This is a genomic window from Cryptosporangium phraense (genome assembly GCF_006912135.1).
GTDB lineage: Bacteria > Actinomycetota > Actinomycetes > Mycobacteriales > Cryptosporangiaceae > Cryptosporangium > Cryptosporangium phraense.
This window is the reverse complement of the sequence record NZ_VIRS01000041.1, coordinates 1-21531: the sequence shown is the minus strand read 5'-3', so window position 1 is coordinate 21531 and position 21531 is coordinate 1. Positions and strand designations below refer to the sequence as shown.

General features: G+C 72.6%; 20 protein-coding genes. 9 read left to right on the top strand and 11 right to left on the bottom strand.

All coding sequences use genetic code 11. The annotated features are described in order from the left end of the window. Positions 1-73: 73 nt before the first annotated feature. Genes FL583_RS34845 through FL583_RS34830 form a run of 4 tightly spaced genes read right to left on the bottom strand, consistent with a single transcriptional unit; the run spans position 74 to position 4293 of the window. The gene (locus tag FL583_RS34845; RefSeq protein ID WP_142709157.1) at positions 74-1714 is read right to left on the bottom strand and encodes an FAD-binding dehydrogenase; all 1641 of its coding nucleotides are present in this window, start codon (positions 1712-1714) and stop codon (positions 74-76) included. After that, entirely contained in the window at positions 1707-2012 is a 306-nt protein-coding gene (locus FL583_RS34840; RefSeq protein WP_142709156.1) for a DUF4387 domain-containing protein, read from the bottom strand. The genes FL583_RS34845 and FL583_RS34840 overlap by 8 nt, the downstream gene beginning before the upstream one ends. Next, complete coding sequence (locus FL583_RS34835) at positions 2009-3370, bottom strand: acyclic terpene utilization AtuA family protein (RefSeq protein WP_142709155.1); 1362 nt, start codon at positions 3368-3370, stop codon at positions 2009-2011. The genes FL583_RS34840 and FL583_RS34835 overlap by 4 nt, the downstream gene beginning before the upstream one ends. After that, positions 3370-4293, bottom strand: a complete 924-nt coding sequence (locus FL583_RS34830) for a phosphoglycerate dehydrogenase (protein ID WP_142709154.1) — start codon at positions 4291-4293, stop codon at positions 3370-3372. Before FL583_RS34830 ends, FL583_RS34835 begins: the two co-directional genes overlap by 1 nt. Before the next feature lie 89 nt (positions 4294-4382). On the opposite strand from FL583_RS34830, the gene FL583_RS34825 reads away from it, so the two are divergent. From FL583_RS34825 to FL583_RS34815, 3 genes are all read left to right on the top strand, one after another. Next, entirely contained in the window at positions 4383-5099 is a 717-nt protein-coding gene (locus FL583_RS34825; protein WP_142709153.1) for a GntR family transcriptional regulator, read from the top strand. Next, the gene (locus tag FL583_RS34820) at positions 5086-6342 is read left to right on the top strand and encodes an alpha/beta hydrolase family protein (protein ID WP_142709152.1); all 1257 of its coding nucleotides are present in this window, start codon (positions 5086-5088) and stop codon (positions 6340-6342) included. The genes FL583_RS34825 and FL583_RS34820 overlap by 14 nt, the downstream gene beginning before the upstream one ends. 89 nt (positions 6343-6431) lie before the next feature. Then, on the top strand, positions 6432-7049 hold the full coding sequence (locus FL583_RS34815) for a DedA family protein (RefSeq protein WP_142709151.1): 618 nt from the start codon (positions 6432-6434) through the stop codon (positions 7047-7049). Here the strand turns inward: FL583_RS34815 and FL583_RS34810 are convergent. Further along, positions 6953-7828 carry a LysR family transcriptional regulator gene (locus FL583_RS34810; protein ID WP_142709150.1) on the bottom strand — a complete coding sequence of 292 codons (876 nt, stop codon included), beginning with the start codon at positions 7826-7828 and terminating at the stop codon, positions 6953-6955. The genes FL583_RS34815 and FL583_RS34810 overlap by 97 nt on opposite strands. A gap of 78 nt (positions 7829-7906) precedes the next feature. Here FL583_RS34810 and FL583_RS34805 point away from each other — a divergent pair, with 78 nt between their 5' ends. The 5 genes from FL583_RS34805 (at position 7907) to FL583_RS34785 (ending at position 12742) form a co-directional block, all read left to right on the top strand. Further along, positions 7907-8974 (top strand): tartrate dehydrogenase, encoded by a 1068-nt coding sequence (locus FL583_RS34805; RefSeq protein WP_142709149.1) that lies wholly within the window; start codon positions 7907-7909, stop codon positions 8972-8974. 127 nt (positions 8975-9101) lie between these two features. After that, complete coding sequence (locus tag FL583_RS34800) at positions 9102-10133, top strand: LLM class flavin-dependent oxidoreductase (RefSeq protein ID WP_142709148.1); 1032 nt, start codon at positions 9102-9104, stop codon at positions 10131-10133. Next, positions 10130-10798 carry an NADPH-dependent F420 reductase gene (locus FL583_RS34795; RefSeq protein WP_142709147.1) on the top strand — a complete coding sequence of 223 codons (669 nt, stop codon included), beginning with the start codon at positions 10130-10132 and terminating at the stop codon, positions 10796-10798. The genes FL583_RS34800 and FL583_RS34795 overlap by 4 nt, the downstream gene beginning before the upstream one ends. A 2-nt stretch (positions 10799-10800) precedes the next feature. Then, a complete protein-coding gene (locus tag FL583_RS34790) occupies positions 10801-11892 on the top strand; it encodes a hypothetical protein (protein WP_142709146.1) in 1092 nt (363 codons plus the stop codon). A gap of 4 nt (positions 11893-11896) precedes the next feature. Next, on the top strand, positions 11897-12742 hold the full coding sequence (locus tag FL583_RS34785; RefSeq protein ID WP_142709145.1) for a helix-turn-helix transcriptional regulator: 846 nt from the start codon (positions 11897-11899) through the stop codon (positions 12740-12742). On the opposite strand, the gene FL583_RS34780 is transcribed toward FL583_RS34785, so the two are convergent. Next, the gene (locus FL583_RS34780; protein WP_142709144.1) at positions 12728-13069 is read right to left on the bottom strand and encodes a transcriptional regulator; all 342 of its coding nucleotides are present in this window, start codon (positions 13067-13069) and stop codon (positions 12728-12730) included. The genes FL583_RS34785 and FL583_RS34780 overlap by 15 nt on opposite strands. Next, positions 13062-13652 (bottom strand): hypothetical protein, encoded by a 591-nt coding sequence (locus FL583_RS34775; protein WP_142709143.1) that lies wholly within the window; start codon positions 13650-13652, stop codon positions 13062-13064. The genes FL583_RS34780 and FL583_RS34775 overlap by 8 nt, the downstream gene beginning before the upstream one ends. A gap of 50 nt (positions 13653-13702) precedes the next feature. Here FL583_RS34775 and FL583_RS34770 point away from each other — a divergent pair, with 50 nt between their 5' ends. Next, complete coding sequence (locus FL583_RS34770; RefSeq protein ID WP_142709142.1) at positions 13703-15154, top strand: cryptochrome/photolyase family protein; 1452 nt, start codon at positions 13703-13705, stop codon at positions 15152-15154. 21 nt (positions 15155-15175) lie between these two features. Here FL583_RS34770 and FL583_RS34765 read toward each other — a convergent pair whose 3' ends face one another. The 4 genes from FL583_RS34765 to FL583_RS34750 form a co-directional block, all read right to left on the bottom strand. After that, entirely contained in the window at positions 15176-15736 is a 561-nt protein-coding gene (locus tag FL583_RS34765) for a sigma-70 family RNA polymerase sigma factor (RefSeq protein WP_142709141.1), read from the bottom strand. Positions 15737-15878: 142 nt separating this feature from the next. Then, positions 15879-19229, bottom strand: coding sequence for a right-handed parallel beta-helix repeat-containing protein (locus FL583_RS34760; RefSeq protein ID WP_142709140.1), 3351 nt, complete (start codon positions 19227-19229; stop codon positions 15879-15881). A gap of 34 nt (positions 19230-19263) precedes the next feature. Then, positions 19264-20316, bottom strand: coding sequence for a hypothetical protein (locus FL583_RS34755; protein WP_142709139.1), 1053 nt, complete (start codon positions 20314-20316; stop codon positions 19264-19266). A gap of 18 nt (positions 20317-20334) precedes the next feature. Beyond that, entirely contained in the window at positions 20335-21258 is a 924-nt protein-coding gene (locus FL583_RS34750; RefSeq protein ID WP_142709138.1) for a hypothetical protein, read from the bottom strand. Positions 21259-21531 lie beyond the last annotated feature (273 nt).

Below are 21531 nucleotides of genomic sequence, written 5' to 3'. Positions count from 1 at the left end.
ATGAGTCCTCGGGGGTTCTCGCCGGCACCGTCGCCGGCATCGCCAGGGGAAATACGGCGCGCCGCTGAATCAGTCAGCTGACGGCGCGCGCAGCCGCGCGTCCGGCCACCCGGCCGGAGAACAGACATCCGCCGAGGAACGTGCCCTCGAGCGCGTTGTAGCCCATCATTCCGCCGCCGCCGAAGCCGTTGACCTCGCCGGCCGCGTACAGGCCCGGGAACGGCGTCCCGTCCGCCCGCAGGCAGCGGCCGTCGAGATCGGACTCCAGTCCGCCGAGCGTCTTGCGCGAGATGATGTTCAGCCGGACGGCGATCAGCGGACCGGCCGCCGGGTCCAGCAGCTTGTGGGGCGCCACCGTGCGGCTGAGCTTGTCGCCCCGGTAGTTGCGCGCACCCCGGATCGCGGTGATCTGCGCGTCCTTGCTGAACGGGTTGTCGATCTCCCGGTCGCGGGCCTCGATCAGCTCACGCAGCGCGTCCTCGGAGAGCTCGACCTCGCCGATCTTGTTCATGCCCGCGACGAGCTCGGCCAGCGAGCCAGCGACGACGAAGTCCGGCCCGTGCGCCTTGAACGCCTCCACCGGCGTCGGCGCCCCGCCCCGCACCCGGGAGAGCACGAGCTTGATGTCCTTGCCGGTCAGGTCGGGGTTCTGCTCCGACCCGGAGAGCGCGAACTCCTTCTCGATGATCTTCTGGGTCAGCACGAACCACGAGTAGTCGTAGCCGGTCTGCCGCAGGTGGCGCAGCGTCCCCAGCGTGTCGAACCCGGGGAAGTACGGCGCGGGCAGACGGCGGCCGGTCGCGTCGAGCCAGAGTGACGACGGCCCGGGCAGGATCCGGATGCCGTGGTTCTCCCAGATCGGGTCCCAGTTCCGCACGCCCTCGACGTAGTGCCACATCCGGTCCGGGTTGATCACCCGCGCACCGGCCGCCTCGGTGACGCCGAGCATCCGTCCGTCGACGTGCGCGGGCACGCCGGAGACCATCGTCCGGGGCGGTGTCCCGAGCCGGGCCGGCCAGTTGCGACGGACCAGGTCGTGGTCCCCGCCGATGCCACCGCTGGTGACGATCACCGCCTGCGCCCTCAGTTCGAAGTCTTCGACCGTGACCCGTGAGGTGGGCCGCCCCCGTTCGGCCGGGTCCGGCGCCAGTACCACCCCGTGCACGCCCACCACGGTCCCGTCCTCGACCACGAGCCCGTCGACCCGGTGCCGGAACGCGAGCCGGATCCGCGACGACGCCCGCACCCGGCGGGCGAACGGCGCCACCACGCCCGGCCCGGTCCCCCAGGTGATGTGGAACCGCGGCACCGAGTTCCCGTGCCCCTCGGCCCGCCCGTCCCCCCGCTCGGCCCAGCCGACCAGCGGGAAGACCCGGTGGCCCATCCCCCGCAGCCAGGCCCGCTTCTCCCCCGCGGCGAAGTCGACGTACGCCTCGGCCCAGGCCCGCGGCCAGCGGTCCTCCGGGCGATCGAACTGGGCCGACCCCAGCCAGTCCTGCCAGGCCAGCTCCCGGGAGTCCCGGATCCCCATCCGCCGCTGCTCCGGGCTGTCCACCAGGAACAACCCGCCCAGGCTCCAGAACGCCTGGCCGCCGAGCGACTGCTCGCCCTCCTGGTCGAGCAGCACCACCGACCGGCCGGCGTCCGCCGCCTCGGCCGCGGCCACCAGGCCGGCCAGCCCGGCCCCCACCACGATCAGGTCGACGTCAGTCACCGCGCACCGCCAGCAGGGCCAAGGGGACGTGATGCTGACCGGCGTGCATGTCCCGGTCCCGGAGCGAGCCCTGGGACACCGGCCGCGGGAACGAGATCTTGACGATGTTCAGCGACGGGATCCGGAAGATCTGGATCGTGCCCGGGTCGACCCGGTACAGCTCGGCGACGATCCGCTCGTCGACGAACGACACGGCTCGGTACCCGTCGGCATCACGCATGAACAGTTCCATCGTCACCCAGAAGGGGCCGGCGTTCTTCGAACGGACCTCGAGCGCGAGGTCGCTGATCGTCGTCATCGGACGGCTCCGTACTCGATGCGGAACAGGGCAGTGGGGGTCACGCTGTCGACGACGTGGTTGAGCACGAACTCGTAGGCCGCGCCCCGCTCGACCTCGGCCGGCGAGCTCGCGAACGCGAAGCTCGGCAGGTGGTCCATCGCGGCCGCGGGCAGGTGCAGCAGAAGCGTGTTGGCGACCTTCGCGACCGCGGTCGCGGTGGCCTGGTCGGGGGCGTTGACCAGCAGCATCACGCCGACCTCACGCGGCGCCCCGGTCTCCGGCTCGATCGCGTCCAGCACCGCGTTGTGCCCGTAGAGCCGGACGTCGAACGCGTACTCGTCGTCGGCCAGGCCCAGGGTCTGGGTCACCCGCGCGGTCACGTGGTGGCGTAACAGGGCGGCCCAGGCGTCGACGTCGGCCAGCACCAGCGGGTCGCGGATCGCGCTGAACGACAGCGTCTCGTAGCCGGTGACCCGGGAGCCCTCGAGCTTGATCGTGTGCTGCTCGGCCCGGTGGAACCGCGAGCCCTCGACCCGGACCCGCCGGTCGTCCAGCGCGGTGTACGTGGCCTCGCGGACGTCGAGCGTGCCGTCCGGCTCGCGCATCTCGAACGGGTTCACGGTCTCGTAGAGCATGTGCGCGGCGACCGTGTACGGCGTGCAGGCGCTGTCGGCCGCGAGCGGCTCGATCGTGAACCCGGTCGCGTCGATCGTGGTGTGGACGCCTCCGCCGCGCGGGTTCGTCGTGCACTGCCCGCCGCACTCGACGATCTTCGCCGCGTGCCAGCTCGGACCGGCCGGTGCGCCCTTCATCAGCGGGTACGCGGCCGCGAGCGCGGTGTCGGTGGCGCGGCCGGCCAGCACGACCCGGGCCCCGGCCGCGAGCGCCTCGACGATCGGCTCGTGGCCCATCATCCCGACGATGTGCGCGCAGCTCTCCAGCGTCTCGGCCTTCAGCTCGCCGAGCGGCGGCAGCGGGTGGATGCGACCGGCGTCGAGGTGTTCCTTCAGGTCGGCGGCGTTCTGCTCGCTGTAGATGCGCGCGACCGGGAGGTCGAGCCCCTCCTCGGCCTGGATCTCGGCGACGAGGCCGGCGACCCAGTCGACGCCCCGGTCGGTTCCGCTGGTGCCGCACGACCCGACGATCAGCGGCGCACCGGACCGGGCCGCCGCCCGCAGCAGGCTGCGCAGGTCACGGGCCACGGCCTTGGCGGTGGTTTTGGCGGTCGCCGACCCGAGGTAGTAGGGCCCGGAGTCGGTGGACCCGGCGTCGACGGTGATCACGTCGACGCCGAGCGCCAGCCCGCGCTCGATCGTGGCCTCGTCCCAGCCGGCGCCGAGCATGCCGGTGGGCGTGAGGATTCGAATTTCGTCCATCAGTGCTTCTTTCTGATCGCGAAGCGGGGTGCGCCGTTGAGGGCGGCCACCAGCTCGGCGGCGCCCTCGATGCCGGCCGCCCGGCGGGCCTGCGCGGACTGGCCGGCGAGGTGGGAGTAGACGACGATCTCCTCGACGGTCCGCAGCGGGCTGGTGACCGGCAGCGGTTCCACGTCGACGACGTCGAGCGCGGCCCCGGCGATCTCGCCCGACCGGACCGCCTCGATCAGCGCGTGCTCGTCGACGATCGGGCCGCGGGCGGTGTTGATCAGCACCGCGGTGGGCTTCATCCGGCGGAACGCGGCCGCGTTCAGCAGACCCCGGGTCCGGTCGGTGAGCGCGGTGTGGACCGACACGTAGTCGGAGGCGGCCAGGAGTTCGTCCAGGGGGACGGCCTCGGGGACGTCGGGGCGGCTGGTCGTGCAGAGGAGCCGGAGGCCGAACGCGCGGGCCAGCGGCACCACCGCCTGAGCCACCGCGCCGTACCCGATCAGGCCGAGCGTCGCGCCGCGCAGTTCGTTCCCGTCCTCGCGCGGCCAGCGGCCGGCCGCGACCCCGGCCGCGCTGTGCACGAGGCCCCGCGCGGCGACGAGCAGCAGTCCGATCGTGTACTCGGCCACCGCGTTCGCGTTGATGCCGGGCAGGTTGCTGACCGAGATGCCGAGCTTGGCCGCAGCCGCGACGTCGACCGAGTCGTAACCGACGCCGGTGCGCACGATCGCCCGGAGCGAGGGGGCCCGGGTGAGCACGTCCTCGGTCATCGGGTCGTGGCCGATCAGCGCGCCGTCGATGCCTTTCAGGGCGGCGACTAGATCGCGCGGGGCGGACGCGTGCACGGTCTCGTGGCCGAGGCGACGCAGGTACTGGTCGACCTCGTCCCCGGGCTTCAGGTAGTCGGTGGTGATCAGGACGCGAGACGCCATTGTTCTCCTCCCGCCATCGGGTTGGGCCACCGTAGTTTTGCTATAGCAAATTCGTCAAGGGTTGCATGGCGGGCGGTTAAGCTGCGGCGGTGGCGACCGAATCCCTTGCCGAGCTCACCAGCGACACGCTCGCCGACCGGGCCTACCGGTCGGTCCGGGCGGCGATCGTCACCGGCGAGCTGCGGCCGGGCCAGAAGGTGACCGAGCGCGGGCTGGCCGAGCGGCTCGCGGTGAGCCCGACGCCGGTGCGCGAGGCGATCCGCCGGCTCGAGCAGGACGGTCTGCTCGAGCGCAGCGGCCCCCGCACGGTGAAGGTGTCGAGCATCGGCGACTCCGCGCTGCAGGATCTGGCCGAAGTGGAGGTCGCGCTGCGTGGGATGGTCGCCCGCTTCGCCGCCCGGCACGCGACCCCGGAGCAGGTCGACAACCTCGACGCGATCCTCGACGAGGCCGACGACCTGCGGCTGGTCATCGAGCAGCGGCTGAAGAAGCGCGAGCCGGTGACCCGCAACGTCAACCAGCTGCTCGACGTGATGCAGCGGTTCAACGACGCGGTCAGCGCCTGCGCGAACAACCCGGTGCTGGTACGGCTGCTCGACCAGACCCGAGTGTTCTCGCCGTCGGAGACCCGGGCCCGGCGGTTGGAGCGCGTGTCCGGCGACCCACGGTTCGGCGAGGAACGCTACGCGACCCACCGCGCGCTGGTGCGCGCTCTGCGCGCGGGTGACGAGCCCGCGGCCGAGACCGCCGTCGTCGAGGACGCGCGCGGCGGCCTGACCGCGCTGCTCTCCGATGGCGATCACTAGGGCGCTGCTCGCCGCCGTCCTCCTGCTGACGCTCGGCGGCGCGGCGCGCTCGGCCGTCCTGACCTGCCCGAGCGAGCTGGCCGGCCGGGCCACGTGTTACACCGGTCAGGACGAGAACGGCGCCTACTACGCGATGGCCGTGCCGACGCACTGGAACGGCTCGCTCGTGGTGTTCGCGCACGGCGGGCCGGACTTCGACGTGTCCACTCCCGAGCCCTGGGCCGGGATGGTCGACGCCGGGTACGCCTGGGCGGCGTCGTCGTATCGGCGGGGCGGGTACGGCGTCCGGATGGCCGCGGCCGACACCGAGAACGTGCGCAGGCTCTTCGTCGAACGCTTCGGGAGGCCGGCCCGGACGTACCTGCACGGACAGTCGTACGGCGGGGACGTGGCCGCGAAGGCGGCCGAGGTCTACCCGGGCTCCTGGGACGGGGTGTTGCTGACCAGCGGCCTGCTGGCCGGCGGGTCGCGCGGCTACGACCACCGGGTCGACCTGCGGGTCGTGTACCAGTATTACTGCCGCAACCTGCCGGGGCCGGAGTGGCAGGGGCTGCCCGAGGACTCGACGCTGACCCCGGCCGAGCTGCACGACCGGCTGACCGACTGCGTCGGTTCGGCCGGGGCCCGGACGGCCGTCCAGCAGCGGAACCTCGACGACATCCTCGCGGTCACCCGGCTGCCGGAGCGGACGCTCGAGGTGCACCTGCAGTACGCGACGTTCCTGTTCCAGGACATCGTGTGGAAGCGGCTGGGCGGGCGGAACCCGTTCAGCAATCGCGGGGTCGTGTACACCGGCTCGCACGACGACCGCGCGCTGAACGCGGGCGTGGCCCGGTTCGACGCCGACCCGACCGCGCGCCGCGACCTCTCGTACGACAGCGACCTCACCGGCCGGGTCGCGGTGCCGGTGCTGACGCTGCACGCGATCGGCGACCCGCAGGTGCTCGTCGAGAACGAGGCCGCGTACCGGGCTCCGAACCTGGTGCGGACGTTCACGACCGAGACCGTGCACAGCGACCTGAGCCCGGCGGAGTACGCGACCTCGATCGCCGCGCTGGACGCCTGGGTCCGCACCGGCCGGAAGCCGACCCCGCGCTCGATCGCCGCGTCGTGTGCCTCCGGGTGCTTCTACGACCCGGAGTTCCGCCCTCCGCCATACCCGCCGCGGCCCGGGGAAACGCCGATGACGGCCGCCCAGGAACGCGCCTGGAGCCGGATCGCCGGGGTCGGGATCGGTTTCTGACCCTCGGGGTACCCCCTACGGGAGAGTGTTCATCAGAGACCCCCCACGGTCTGACGACGAATCGGGTCTCGGCGACGCAGGCTGGATCCATGGACGTTTTCGAGCACCCGTACCTGTTGCTCGGCCCGCTCGCGGCCGTGCAGGGTCCGGCGGCCGCGCTCACCGCCGGTGCCCTCGTGGGTGCGGGCAAAGTGGCGTTCCTGCCGGTCTGGCTGATCGTCGTCGCCGCCGAGGTCACCGTCGACAGCGTCCTGTACTTCCTGGGGCGGTCGGGGCAGAACCGGCGGGTCGCGGGGTTGCTGCGCCGTCTGGGGCTGACCGACGCGTTGCGCGAGCAGTGGACGTCCGCGGCGACCCGGTCGATGGCCCGGCTGGTCTTCGTCGCGAAGGCCGTCGACGTGCTGGCCGGTCCGGCGTTCCTCACGGTCGGCCTGGCCGGCGTCTCGTACCGCCGGTTCCTGGGCTGGGTGTCGGCCGCGTCGGCGGCCCGGGCCGCGCTGCTGATCGGCGTCGGCGCGACGCTGGGCGCCCGCTTCCACGTGTCCCCGGTCGCGGTCCTGGCCTGTGGTCTGGTGCTCGCGCTGCTCGCGATCGGCGTCCCGTTGCTCGTTCAGACGGCGAGCCGGGGCGGTAGCGACGCGGCCAGGAAGTCGACGAAGTCGCCGGCCCGACGGGAGACCAGGCGGTCGCTCTCGGTCAGCGCGTAGATGTCCGCGGCCGGCGTCGGCACGTGCGGGAGGACCCGGACGAGCTCGCCGCGGTCGAGGAACGGCTGGACGTGCCACCGCGACCGCAGAATGATCCCGCGGCCCTCCCGCGCCCAGGCGGTCACGACGTCGCCGTCGTTGCTGGCCAGCGTCCCGCCGACCCGGACCCGCTTCTGGGTGGACGCGTCCCCGAATCGCCACAGCGCGAAGTCGCTCTCGTTCTCGCGCAGCACGATGCAGTCGTGCCCGGCCAGGTCCTCGACGGTCTCGGGCGTCCCGCGGGCGGCCAGATAGGACGGTGCTGCGCAGGGCACCCGCTGGTTCTCGGCCAGCCGGCGCAGCCGCAGCGTCGAGTCCGGCGGGGTGCCGACGCGGATCGCCACGTCGAAGTCCCGCCGGAGCGGCAGAGCCGACGTGTCCAGCCGGACGCGCAGGCCCGGCCGGGTCGCCGCGAACTCGGCCAGCAGCGGCGCGATGTGGGCCCGGCCGAGCCCCAGCGTCGCGTGGACGACCAGCGCGCCGGGCAGTTCGCCGCCGACGAGTTCGTCGAGCTCGCGCACCTGGTCGAGGATCCGCTCGACCCGCTCGGCGTAGACCTCGCCCTCGGCCGTGAGCGTCAGCCGCCGGGTGCCGCGCTGGACGAGTTTCGCGCCGAGCCGCTTCTCCAGCGCGGCGAGCCGTTTGCTCACCACCGGCAGCGAGCGGCCGAGGGCGCGCGAGGCGGCGGTGAGCGTCTCGCTGCGGGCGACCACCCGGAAGAACGCCAGATCGTCGATCATGGGCCTTTCGCTACGGGAAAGGCAGGGTTGCCGTCAACCGCCTTGCGGGAAGCCGGGCGGGCCACGGAAGGTACGGGCATGTATCGCATCGCGGTGATCCCGGGCGACGGGATCGGCACCGAGGTCGTGCCGGAGGGCGTCCGCTGTCTGCTCGCCGCGGCCGACGCGTTCGGGTTCTCGCTGGACCTGGTCGAGTTCGACTTCGCCAGCGCGGCCTACTGGGAGAAGCACGGGACGATGCTGCCGTCCGACTGGCAGCCGACGCTGGAGCCGTTCGACGCGATCTTCTTCGGTGCGGTCGGCTGGCCCTCGGTGGTGCCCGACCACGTGTCGCTGTGGGGCAGCCTGCTGCAGTTCCGGCGCGTGTTCGACCAGTACGTCAACCTGCGGCCGTGCCGGTTGCTGCCGGGCGTCCGGAGTCCGTTGGCGGACCGTTCGCCGGGCGAGATCGACTTCGTCGTCGTCCGGGAGAACACCGAAGGTGAGTACTCCAGCATCGGAGGACGCATCTTCGAGGGGACCGACCGGGAGACCGTGCTGCAGGAGACCGTCATGACGCGGCACGGCGTCGACCGGGTGCTGAGGTTCGCGTTCGAGTACGCGTCCCGGCGGGACGCCCGCCATCTGACCTCGGCCACCAAGAGCAACGGGATCTCGATCACGATGCCGTACTGGGACGAGCGGGTCGCGGCGATGGCCGCCGACTACCCGAGCGTAGAAACCGACAAATACCACATCGACGCGCTGGCGGCGAACTTCGTGCTGCACCCGGAACGGTTCGACGTCGTCGTGGCCAGCAACCTGTTCGGCGACATCCTGTCCGACCTCGGCCCGGCCTGCACCGGGACGCTCGGCATCGCACCGAGCGCGAACATCAACCCGGAACGGCGGTTTCCGAGCCTGTTCGAGCCGGTGCACGGCTCCGCGCCGGACATCGCCGGGCAGGGCATCGCCAACCCGATCGGTCAGATCTGGTGCGGCGCGATGATGCTCGAACACCTGGGCGAGGAGGCCGCCGCCGCGGCCGTGCTGGGCGCGATCGAGTCGGCGCTCAGCGAAGAGCGCGACGCGCTCACCCCTGACCTGGGCGGCACAGGAACCACCCGGAGCCTGGGCGCCGCGATCGCGGGGCGCCTCGCGGATTGACGACATATCGGGGTTCTGAGGGCCTTCAGAACCCCGATATGTCGTCGAGCCGCGCGTGCAGCGCGGGGAATAGCCGCCCCCTCCAGGTGATTGACGTGTCAACAGAAACGACCTGGAGGGCAGTGCAGTGACCGACCTCGTGATGGGCCTCGACACATTCGGCGACGTGCCGTCCGACGACACCGGCGCCCTCTTGAGTTCCGCCGCCGCGATCCGGCAGGTCGTGGACGAGGCCGTGCTCGCCGACGAACTCGGCGTCGACGTGATCGCGCTGGGCGAGCACCACCGCCCGGAGTACTCGATCTCCACCCCGGAGACCGTGCTCGCCGGCATCGCGACCAAGACCGAGCGGATCAAGCTCGCCTCCGGCGTCACCGTGCTCAGCTCCGACGACCCGGTCCGGGTCTTCCAGCGGTTCGCGACCGTGGACGCGCTGTCGAACGGCCGGGCCCAGGTGATCCTCGGCCGCGGGTCGTTCACCGAGTCGTTCCCGCTGTTCGGCTACGACCTGAGCGACTACGACAAGCTGTTCGAGGAGAAGGTCGAGCTGTTCGCGTCGCTGCTCGACGAGCAGCCGGTGACCTGGGAGGGCACGGTCCGGGCGCCGCTGGTCGACGCCGACGTGTACCCGAAGACCGAGTCCGGCCGCCTCGACACCTGGGTCGGCGTCGGCGGATCGCCGCAGTCGGTGGTGCGCACGGCCCGCTACGGGCTGCCGCTGATGCTCGCGATCATCGGTGGGCCGGCCGGACGGTTCGCGCCCTACGTCGACCTGTACCGGCGGGCCGCCGAGCAGCTCGGCACCGTCGCGCACCCGGTGGGGATGCACTCTCCCGGCTTCGTCGCCGACACCGACGAGGAGGCCAAGGAGCTGTTCTACCCGTCATGGAAGATCCAGCGTGACCGGATCGGTGCGCTGCGCGGCTGGCCGCCGCTGCGCCGGGCCGAGTTCGACGCCGAGGTCGAGGGCGGTTCGATGTACATCGGCTCGCCGGAGACCGTCGCCCGCCGGATCGCCGCCGCGGTGAAGACGCTGGGCGTCGGCCGTTTCGACATGATCTACACCGGTGGAGCGCAGCCGGTCAGCGCCCGGCTGCGGGCGGTCGAGCTGTACGGCGCGAAGGTGATCCCGATGGTGCGTGAGATGGTCGCTTCATGACAACGCTGGGAATCCTGGGGGCCGGCAAGGTCGGCACGGTCCTGGCTCGGCTCGCGGTGGCGGCCGGGTACGACGTGCTGATCTCCGGCTCGGACGATCCGTCGAAGATCGCGCTGATCGTCGACGTGCTGGCCCCCGGGTCGACCGCGGTGTCGGCGGCCGACGCGGCCCGGCGGGCCGACGTCGTCGTGCTGGCCCTGCCGCTCGGGAAGTACCGGTCGCTGCCGGTCGAGGAGCTGCGCGGGAAGCTCGTCGTCGACGCGATGAACTACTGGTGGGAGGTCGACGGGGTCCGCGACGACCTCACCGACCCGCGGACGTCGTCCAGCGAAATCGTCCAGGAGTTCCTGCCCGGGTCGCGGGTCGTGAAGGCGTTCAATCACATGGGTTACCACGATCTCGAGGGCGAGGCCCGGCCCGCCGGCGCGCCCGGCCGCAAGGCGATCGCGATCGCCGGCGACGCCGGCGTCGAGGAGGTCGCCGCGCTGGTCGACGCGCTCGGCTTCGACCCGGTCGTGGCGGGGCCGCTGGCCGAGGGGGTCCGTCTGCAGCCGGGCTCGGAGCTGTTCGGCGCGAACGCCGAAGCGTCCGAGATCCGCGCGATGCTCGACCGCTACCCGACGTCGGACGCCGGCCGCCAGGTCGCCGAGGCCCGCGGGGCGTAAGCGTGACCCCTCCGATCGTGCTGGGCTTCGCGCGGAATCCGTCGACTCCGGCCGACGTCTTGGTCCGGTTGATCGACGAGTACGGCGCCGCGTTCGACGTCCGGCGGGAGCTGCGGCACCGCCGAGACCTCCCGCCGGAGATCGACGACGCTCCCGAGGCGTCGGCCGGCAACCGGCCGCCGGCCGAGCCCGAGGACCTCTGGTCCGGCGGGCAGCGCGTCACCTATCCGCTGCTCGGCCCGGTCTCGGCCCGCACGATCGAGTGGGTCCTGGCCCACGGCACCGCCCGCGACCTCGCCGCGATGGCCTACAGCCCGAGCCTCCCAGCGCCGCTCGTCGAGCAATTACGCCGACACCCCCGGCCCGAGATCCGCCGGGCCGTGGCTCGCCGCGCCGACCTGACGTCCGCGCAGATCACCGCCCTGGCCGACGACCCGGACGCGTCGGTCCGCACCGCGGTGTCGGTGCATCCCGGGCTCACCGAGCAGCAGCGGGCATCGATCAGCATCGACCTCGGCACCGTCGATCTGACCAGGCAGAAGCCCGACCCGACCCGGCCCCCGGAGGAGCTCGCCGCCTCGGTCAACCCGCTGCTCCGGCGGCGAGCGGCCTGCGCGCCCGACCTCTCCCCCGCGCTACTCGATCGGCTGGCCGACGACCCCGACCTCGGCGTCCGCGTGCTGCTCGCGCTGCGCCAACCGGCCGCGCCGCCGCGGGTGCTCCTCCGCAGCTACCTCGAGTACTCCGGTCCCGGCCGCGCGACGCTCCCGCTCAAGCCCGGCTTTCCCACCGAGGGCCTCGCGGTCTACGCCGCGGATCCGCACCCGTCGCTGCGCCTGCTCGCCGCCTTCGATCCGGACGCCGGCCCCAGCCTGCTCGTCCGTCTCAGCCACGACGACCACGCGGACGTCCGGCGCGCCGCCGCCCGGCGCGAGGACCTACCGTCCGAGCGGCTCGTGGCGATGACCGAGGACGACGACGTGGACGTGGTGTACACGGCGGCCGCGAACCCGGCCTTCCCGGTGGACGAGCTGCGCAGGCGGTACGTAGGACTACCGGGGCCAGGACAACCGGAGCCCGGCGGCACACACTGAACCGGTGGAGAACTGGGAGTTCGGCCGGATGGTGCGCACCTGGCGCGATCGCGTCGCGCCGTCGACCGTCGGGCTGTCGGCCGGTGGGCGACGCCGGGCGTCCGGGTTGCGGCGGGAGGAGCTCGCCGGGCTCGCCGGCATCTCGGCCGACTACCTGACCCGCCTCGAACAGGGCCGCGCGACGTCCCCGTCGGCGCAGGTCGTCGAGGCGCTGGCCCGGGCTCTGCGGCTCTCCGACCCGGAGCGCGATCTGCTGTACGAGCTGGCCGGCCACGCCGCTCCCGGCCCGGACGTCGTCCCGTCGCGGATCCCGCCGAGCGTCCAGCGGCTGCTCGACCGGCTGGCGAACACGCCGGTCGTCGTCTACGACGCGACCTGGACGGTCCTGGTCGCCAACGCGCCGTACGACGCGCTGATGGGCGAGACGTCGAGCCTGCGCGGGATCGAGCGCAACGCGGTCTGGCGGCACCTGGCCGGCGGCGGGAACCGGACCGTGCACACGCCCGACGAGTACGCCGAGTTCCAGGCCGGGCTGGTCGCCGACCTACGCCGGACCGCGGCCCGGTACCCGGCCGACCGGGCGCTCAAGCGGCTGGTCGCCGAGCTCCGGGCCGCGAGCCCCCGGTTCGCCGGGCTCTGGGACACCGACGCCCCGGTGCCGTCCCGGGAGCCGTCCCGGCACAAGACGATCGACCACCCGGCGGTCGGCCCGATCACGCTCGACTGCGACACGCTGGTCGTCGCGCTCGACGACCTGCGGATCATGGTCTACACCGCCGAACCCGGCTCCGCGGACGCCGACCGCCTGGCGCTGGCGATCGTCCTCGGCACCCAGTCACTCGTCGAGTGAGTTCTTGCTGGTGAAGCGGGCCAGGAGCGACGCGAGCAGGCGCATCTCGGCGGCCAGCGCCTGCTCGCCGGCCGGGGTGATCGACGCCCAGGTGCGGGGACGACGGCCTTCGTAGCCCTTCTCGAGCTCGATCAGCCCCTGCTCGGCCAGGATGTCGAGGTGGCGGCCGAGGTTCCCGTCGGTCAGGCCGAGCGTCCGGCGCAGGTACGGGAAGTCGGCCCGCCCGGCCTCGTCCAGCACGGTCAGCAACGCCAGCCGGGTCTTCTGGTGCACGACGTCGTCCAGACCCAGCGCCGGATGCGGCTCGGCCGCGTCCGCATCAGGCATCGGCGGGCCGGGGCGCGCGCCGGACCAGGACGAACGCGGCCGCGAGCATGGTCAGGCCGGCCAGCGGCCCCAGGCCGAGCGCGGCGACGGCGACCGCCTCGCCGGCCGCGGTGGAGATCATGACCAGCAGGAGCTGGACCGCACCGCCGAACGCGAGCCACTTCGCGACGCGCTTGAGCGTCGTGCTCCGCTGACGGAAGCCGATCGCGGCGAGGATCGCGCCCGGCCACGCCAGCGGCCCGAACACCCCGACGAAGAACGCGGGCAGGAACAGCAGCGCCAGCACCGGCAAGCTCACCAGGTACCCGAGCGTCACCGGCCGGTACGACCGCGGCCCCTCCCCGACGCCGTCCCGGGAAGCGACCCGGCGCGCGTAGGCCCACAGCACCCCGAGGCCGATCGCCCCGGCCACCGGCCAGTACAGCAGCGCCGACACGTGCCGGGCCGCCGCTCCGCCCAGCAGCATCACCGCCGAGTTCGCCAGCACCAACACGCCGAACACGACCAACGGCGCCACGACCGTGCGCCGATCCGACCGCACCTGCGCTCGAAGTCCCGCCAGCTCTTCCTGAATCCCGCTCATACAGAGAACTCTACGGTGCAGAGTCAAGGGGCCTGGGTAAGCGATCAGTGATGAAACGTCGCTGGCTGTTCGCCGACCAGCTCGGCCCGCACTTCCTCGACTCCCCCGGCCAGCCGGTTCTCCTGGTCGAGTCGAAGGCCGTGTTCCGCCGCCGGGCCTTCCACCGTCAGAAGGCCCACCTGGTGCTGTCGGCTCTGCGTCACCGGGCCGCCGACGGCGACGACGTCCGCCTGGTGCGGACCGAGACCTACCGCGAGGCGGTCACCGAACCGCTGAGCGTCTGCCATCCGACCTCGCGCGCGGCGCGCGCGTTCGTGCAGAACCTTCCGGACGTCGAGATGCTGCCGCCGCGCGGGTTCGTGACCGCGCCGCAGGACTTCGTGAGCTGGGCCGACGGCCGCAAGCACCTACGGATGGAAGACTTCTACCGGTTCGCGCGGCAGCACCACGGAGTGCTGATGGACGGCGGCGAGCCGGCCGGGAGCCGGTGGAACTACGACGCCGACAACCGTGAGCCGCCGCCGGCCCGGCTGGACGTGCCCGCGCCACCGCCGATCGTCGAGGACGAGATCGACCAGGAGGTCCGCGCCGACCTCGACCGCTGGGAGCGCGACGAGGGCATCGAGTTCGTCGGCCGCGACGGCCCCCGCCTGTTCCCGGCCACCCGACGCGAGGCGCTCGCGCGCCTGCGCCACTTCGTCCAGCACCGCCTGCCGACGTTCGGCCCCTACGAGGACGCCATGCTGGCCGGCGATCCGTTCCTGGCCCACAGCATGCTCAGTGCGCCGATCAACCTGGGGCTGCTGGATCCGGTCGAGGTGATCGAGCGGGCCGAGAGCGCGTACCGGGCCGGCGAGGCGCCGCTGAACAGCGTCGAGGGGTTCGTCCGGCAGATCCTCGGCTGGCGCGACTTCATCTGGCACCTGTACTGGTACTTCGAGCCGACCTACCGGGCCGCCAACGAGCTGAGGGCCCGCAAGGAGCTGCCGAAGTGGTTCGCTTCGCTGAACGCCGAGGCGGTCGAGGCGCGGTGCCTCTCCGACGTGCTCGCCGGGGTGCGCGACCGCGGCTGGGTGCACCACATCCCCCGGCTGATGGTGCTCGGCAACTACGCGATGCAGCGCGGCTGGCGTCCGGGCGCGGTCGCCGACTGGCTCCACCGCTGCTTCGTCGACGGGTACGAGTGGGTGATGACCGCGAACGTCGTCGGCATGAGCCAGTTCGCCGACGGCGGCCGGATGAGCACGAAGCCGTACGCGGCCGGCGGCGCGTACATCAACCGGATGAGCGACTACTGCGGCGGCTGCCGGTACGACCCGAAGGTGCGGGTCGGCGAGAACGCGTGCCCGTACACGGCCGGGTACTGGCACTTCCTGGCCCGGCACGAGGACGCGCTCCGGGGCAACCACCGCCTGCGCCAGCCCCTGCAGGGCCTGCGCCGGCTCACCGACCTCGACGCGCTGGTCGAGCAGGAGGACGCCCGCGGCTCCCGCGCGCCCTGAGCGGGAGCCGCGAGCCCGGTCTCAGCCGGCCTGCGTCCAGGCGAGGTCTCTGTCGTCCTCACGGTCCTCGAACGCGGCCCGCAGCGCCCGCTGTCCGTAGTAGAGCCGCGACTTGATGGTGCCGAGCGGTACGCCCAGCCGCTCGGCCGTCTGCTTGAGCGTCGCCCCGTCGAAGTAGACGTGGACGAGCACGTCGCGGTGTTCGGGCGCGAGCCGTCCCAGCGCCTCGTTCACCGCCAGCGAGTCCACGACCCAGTCGGCGTGGTCGCGCGCGACCGGCGGCCGGTGGATGATCTCCGCGGCCTCGGCCGGCCGGGACGCCTTGGCCCGGGCTTGATCGATGATGAGGTTTCTCGCTACGGTGAGTAACCAGCCTCGAAGTGAGCCCTTGCCGTTCGAGATGACCGCGGGGTTCCGCCAGGCCTGCAGGATCGTCTCCTGGACCACGTCCTCGGCTATCGCCGGGTCACCGGTCAGCAGGGTCGCGTAGCCCATCAGCGCGCGCCCGTGCTCGGTGAACAGGTACCTGGCCAGATCCTCGCCCTCGGTCGCCGGCAGCTCTCCGGATGACATCGACGCCATTCGCACTCCCTCGTCGCAGAAGCGGCGAGCACGGACTTTTGGTCCTAATCGCCCGTCGGGATCATGTCCGACAAGAGTCGAGAGTGGATTTCCGGAAACCGGCCGTCAATGCAAGTCATTCAACGCTCACCCAGATATCGCCTTAGCTACCAGCGGGCGCCATGACATCTTCAGGCAACAAAAAGCACAATTCGTCGCGTGTGGGACGCGGATTTCTGCTCAGACGCTTCGCTTGACGGACGATCGCGGCATCGAGGATCTGCCGTGCATACCGACCGTTACCGAAACTTTCGTCGCGCTCGATCGACTCGAAGTGCGTCCGGAGCGCGGCCAACGCCCCTGCGCTGCACTCGTATCCGGACGCGGCCGCGTGCTGCGCCACGATCGTCACCAGCTCGTCGGACGAGTAGTTGCCGAACGTGATGTGGTGCGAGAAACGCGACGAGAGGCCCGGGTTCGCGTCCAGGAAATCCTTCATCTGGGTGGCGTAGCCGGCCGCGATGACGACCACCTCGTCGCGGTGGTCCTCCATCAGCTTCACGAGCGTGTCGATCGCCTCGGTGCCGAAGTCGTTGCTGCCGCCGGCCCGGCCACCGCGCTGCGAGGAGAGCGTGTAGGCCTCGTCGATGAACAGGATCCCACCGCGGGCCCGGTCGAACGCCTCCCGGGTTCGTTGCGCAGTGTGACCGATGTACTGGCCGACCAGGTCGGCCCGGGCCACCTCGATGAGCTGTCCGGTCTCGACCACCCGCAGCGCGGTGAGGATCCGGCCGTAGTAGCGGGCCACGGTCGTCTTGCCGGTGCCGGGCGGACCGGCGAAGATCAGATGCCGGCTCAGCGACGGCACCGGCAACCCCATCTCCTGCCGCCGCCGGGCCGAGGCCAGCAGGTCGACCATGTCGGCCACTTCGGACTTCACGTCGTCCAGGCCGACCATCCGCTGTAGTTCGGCGAGCATCGCCTCGACCTGCTCGGCGTCGACCGGGCCGACGGCCTTGCTCGGCGGGATGAGGTCGACCGGCAGCAGCTGGGTCAGCGCCCGGGCGTCGGCGGTGTCGTCGTCGGCCAGCCGGTAGGCCTGACGTCCGACCATCTCCTCGAACACCTTGCGGGCGGTGCGGCCGTTGCCGAACGTCTCACCCCGGGGCATCTCCTCGAAGTGCGTCATGAGCGCGGCCCGGGTCTCGAACTCCATCCGGTAGTCGTGCGCCCGGCACAGCCGCTCGACGATCGTCACCAGGTCACCGGCCGAGTAGTCCTCGAACTCGATCGTCCGGGTGAACCGGCTGGCCAGGCCCGCGTTGGCCTTGAGGAACTTGCGCATGTCGAACGTGTAGCCGGCGACGATCACCACGACGTCCTCGCGGTGGTCCTCCATCAGCTTGACGATCGTGTCGATCGCCTCCTGGCCGAAGTCCGGGCCGGAGCCGCCGGAGCCGGTGCTCAGCGTGTAGGCCTCGTCGAGGAAGAACACCCCGCCGAGTGCCTTGTTGAACATGTCGGTGGTCTTCAGCGCGGTGCCGCCGATGACGCTGGCGACCAGATCGGCCCGGGCCACCTCGATCAGCTGCCCGGTGCGCAGCACGCCGAGCGCGGCCAGGATCCGGCCGTAGAGGCGGGCGACGGTCGTCTTGCCGGTACCGGGTGAGCCGGCGAAGACCAGGTGGTGGCCGAGCGGGGGGCTGGGCAGGCCGGCGGCGGCGCGTTTCTCGGCCATCTGGTGCAGGCGCACGAGGGTCTCGACCTCGCGCTTGACCCCGCCCAGGCCGACCAGCTCGTTGAGGTCGGCGAGGGCGGCCTTGAGCTCGTCGCCGGCGTCGGTGGGAACGGCGGGCTCAGGGGTTGTCTTCGGGGGCTCGGCCGGTTTCGCCGGCGCTGGGGTGTTTCGGTCGCTGCTGACCTCGGCGGTGGTGACCGCGCCGGCCTCCGGGCCGGTCTTGAGGCCGGTGCCCCGGTTCTCCAGCGTCCGGATCCGGGTCAGTCCGACCGGCTTGGACGTCGTGATCAGCAGGCCGTCGCCGGCGTTGCGGAGGAACTCCGACTCGGTGACCGTGCCGCCGGCCGGGTCGGAGATCTCGAGGCCCGGACCGCCGTTCGCCTCGACCCGGGAGGACGAGAGGGTCAGCGTCCCGTCGCCGGTCACCCGGATGCCGGCCCCGGCGCTGTCGGACACCACGCACCCGCGCAGGTTCGCCACCCCGCCGGTTCCGATCTGGACGCCGACGTCCTGGCTGCGCAGGACCCGGGTGTTGCGCACCTCCGGGCGGCCGGAGCCGACGCGCAGGCCGGCGCCGGCGGCGTCGGAGATCTCGCAGTCCTCGATCAGGCCCTGGCCGTCGCCGTCGACCGACAGCCCGTCGGCACCGGACTGGCGGATCGTGACCCGGCGCAGCAGCGGGTTCGCGGACGTCCGGATCTCGGCCCCGGGCCCGGCCGCCTCGGCCAGCGTGACGTCGCTCAGCGTCGGCGCGGCCGCGTCCGCGACGTGCACGCCCGGCCCGCCGGTGCCGCGGACCGTCGTGTGTTCGACGGTCGTCTCGCTGTTCTCGGCGATCCACAGCCCGGCCGCGCCGATCTCCTCGAACGTGCACCCGGTGAGTGAGCCGGTCGACTGCTGGAGCGCGTGCAGGCCGTGACCGGCCACCCTCTTCAGACGCAGCTTGGTGACCCGCGGAGCGGCCTTCTGCAGCAGCACCAGACCCTGACCGCCGACGTCCTCGACGACGCAGTTCGTGATCTCCGGGCCGGACGCCGCGACCATGATGCCGATCCCGGTGCAGTCGGCGACCCGGACCCCGTCGAGCTCGGTCTCGGCGCCCTGCTCCAGCGCGATCGCCGGCGAGCCGCACGACCGCACGGTCCCGCCCCGGATCAGGCCCTTGCCGCCGTCGGCCGAGAGCACGCCGCTGCGCCCGGCGTCGACGATCGTGCAGTCGACGAACTGGGGCACCGCGCCGTTGCGGATCACGACCGCCGAGGTGCTGGCCGGGCCGAGCGTGCAGCTCTCGAACAGCCCGCCCGCGCCGTCCACCGCGAGGACGCCGGCCCCGGCCGGGTTGGCGAACGTCGTGCCGCGCGCGGCCACCTCGGCGTGCCCGCGGACCAGCAGCGCCGCTCCCGAATCGGCGCTGACCGTGCAGTCGTCGAGCCGCAGCCGCCCGGACGAGACGTCGATCGCGACCTGCTCGGCGTTGCTGTGCACGAGGACCAGCCCGCTGAGCGTGGCGCGCTCGGCGGTCGAGCGGACGACCGGGTCGCCGTCGCACTCGATCCGGACGCTGCCCGACGGCCCGGCGGCCGAGATCGTGACCTCGCGGACCAGGCCGAGCCGCTCGGCGTACGTGCCGGGCTGCACCGAGATGACGTCGCCGCCCCGCGCGTTGGCCAGCGCGTCGCCGATCGTCGAGTAGCAGTTCGGGGTTCCGGGCGCGACGTTCAGGATCGAACGCTGGCCGGCTCCGGGCGGCGATCCGGACAGCGAAACGCTCGACATTCAGGGAGTCCTCTCAGTGCGTCGATTGCCGGATTCAGTCCGCGCGCCAGGCGGGGGGCTCGGGAGGCGGGCCGGCGAGGGTGGCCATCACCCGGTGGTGGCTCAGCCGGGTCAGCGGCTTGGGCGCCTCGTCGGCGCCCTTGATGTGCTCGGCCAGGTCGGGCTCCGGCGCGAGGCCGTGTTCGCGCAGGTAGTACGCGACCGTGTCGGGCCAGATCCAGACGCCGTCGGAGCGGAACGACATCGGCACCACCGCACCGCGGTCCGGCGCCACCACGTCGACCATCGTGCCCGGGGTCAGCAGGACGGCCTCGGCGCCGGTGAGGTACGCGAGCAGCGCGTCCCGCTCGGCGGCGTCGACCTGGGGGTGATCGGGGTGGAAGAACGGGCCGGTGGCGGCGTCGGCGCCGTCGAAGGCCCGGGCCAGCCGGGTCTCGGCCGGAGGCTCGTCGGTCCAGAGAAGTGTCGAGCCGGCCAGCGCGGCCTCCTGGTACGGCGGCAGGTCCGGGCCGGGGCCGAACACCTCGACCCGGGGCGGGTCTTCGCCGATCTCGGCCAGCCACTGCTGCAGCTCGGCGGTGAGCTCGGGGAGGTCGGCGTCGGCGGTGGCCTCGACCAGGAAGACGCGGACCGGCCGGGTGGGGTCGCGGTCGTCGGCGGGGGCCTCGCTGAACCGGTCGAACGTTTCCACGACCGGCCCACTGGTCGTCCGCCACGATCGCCAGAGGGCGCGGACGCCGTCGAGCCGGCCGGCGGCCTCGATCGCGACCTGCTCGGCCGTGCCGTCGCCGTCGTCGCCGGCGCTGAACCGGGCGGTGGGGACCGGGATCTCGTCGGCCCGGAGCTCCGGGCCGAGCGGGGCGACCAGGAACCCGTGGTCGGCCACCAGCTCGGTGACCAGCGCCTGCTCCGACCCGGTGAGCGCGAGCCGGCCGGACTCCACCGCCATCGTGAGGAAGTGCGCGAGCTCGTAGTCGTCCTCGTCGGCGAGGAACGTCCGCATCATCGCGAGCCCGTCGTCGGGCACGCGTCCGGCGAGTCCCAGCAGCAGCGCGTGAGCGCGGCCGCGGTCTGTTCCAGTCGGCACGGATGCTCTCCTCGGGCGTCAGTCGGCCGGTGGGGTGAAGGGCTGGTCGTCCGGCTTGAAGCCGATCAGCGGGACGGCCGCCGACGGGCCGGCCGCGGGCGCGTTCCGCGCCGCGTCGCGCAGGCGGGTGAGGATCCGGTCGTCGGCCTCGGCCGTCTCTCCGGTCCACCGGTGCAGGTCGCGGGTCCGTACCTCGGTCAGGTAGACGCGGAACCCGCCGGCCGCGGTCTCCTCGGTGGCCAGCACCCCGAAGCGGGTGCTGGGCGAGAAGATGATCGGCAGCGTCTCCCGGTCCGGCACGAAGTCCTCGCACCGGCGTCCGGTGGACGACCAGAGGACGAAGTCGACGTCGTCCGGGCGCACCGCCGTCCGGCGGGCCGAGGCGACCACCGGGGCCGGCTCCCAGAGCAGCCGTCCGGGCCGGTAGTGCCCGCGCCCGGCGTGGGCGCCGCCCGGCACGGTGGCGAACGCGACCCCGCGGTACGACGGCACCCGGCGCAACCCCCCGGTGACGCAGGCCAGCAGCGGCCCGTCGGTGCCGATGCGGCCGGTCCGCTGGGCGGTGACCAGGGCGCCGGGGTCGGCGGCCAGGAAGGCGCGGAGGGCCACGAGCTCGGTGACCATGGCGTCGGCTTGTCCGGCGGCAGCCGTGCGGATGCCCGGGCGCTCGGCGAGGAGGACGACGATCTCGCGCGCTTCGGTGTCGTAACGCCAGCCGAGGGAGACGCGGACGAGTTGGCGTTCTTCGGGGGTGCTGGGGCGGTCGGCGGCGAGGACGTGGGGGCCGGTGGGGGTGTTGTCGTCGGATGGGGCGTCGTCGGGGGCGGGCGCGTTCGGGAGCTCGGTGGGGGTGGTGGGGTCTGTTTCGGTCGTCTCCGGTGCCGTGGACGGTTCGTCCGGCGCGGCGGACTGCGCCGGGACGAGGGGCTGAGCCGGCGTCATCGGCTGAGCCGATATCAGGGGCTGAGCCGGCGTCAGGGGCAGAGCTGGTATCGAAGGCTGAGCCGGTGTCGAGGGCTGGGCTTGCTTCATGGGTTGAGCCGGGCTCAGGGGCTGGGCTGATTTCAGGGGCTGGGCCGGCTTGAGGGGTTGAGCGGGGCTCGGGGGCTGGGCCGGGGTCAGCGGGGGGGTGGGCGTTCGCTGGGTGGGCGTGACTGGGTCGGCCGACGCGGCGGGGGCCGGGGCCGACGCGGCCGGGGCCGACGGGGCGCTGGG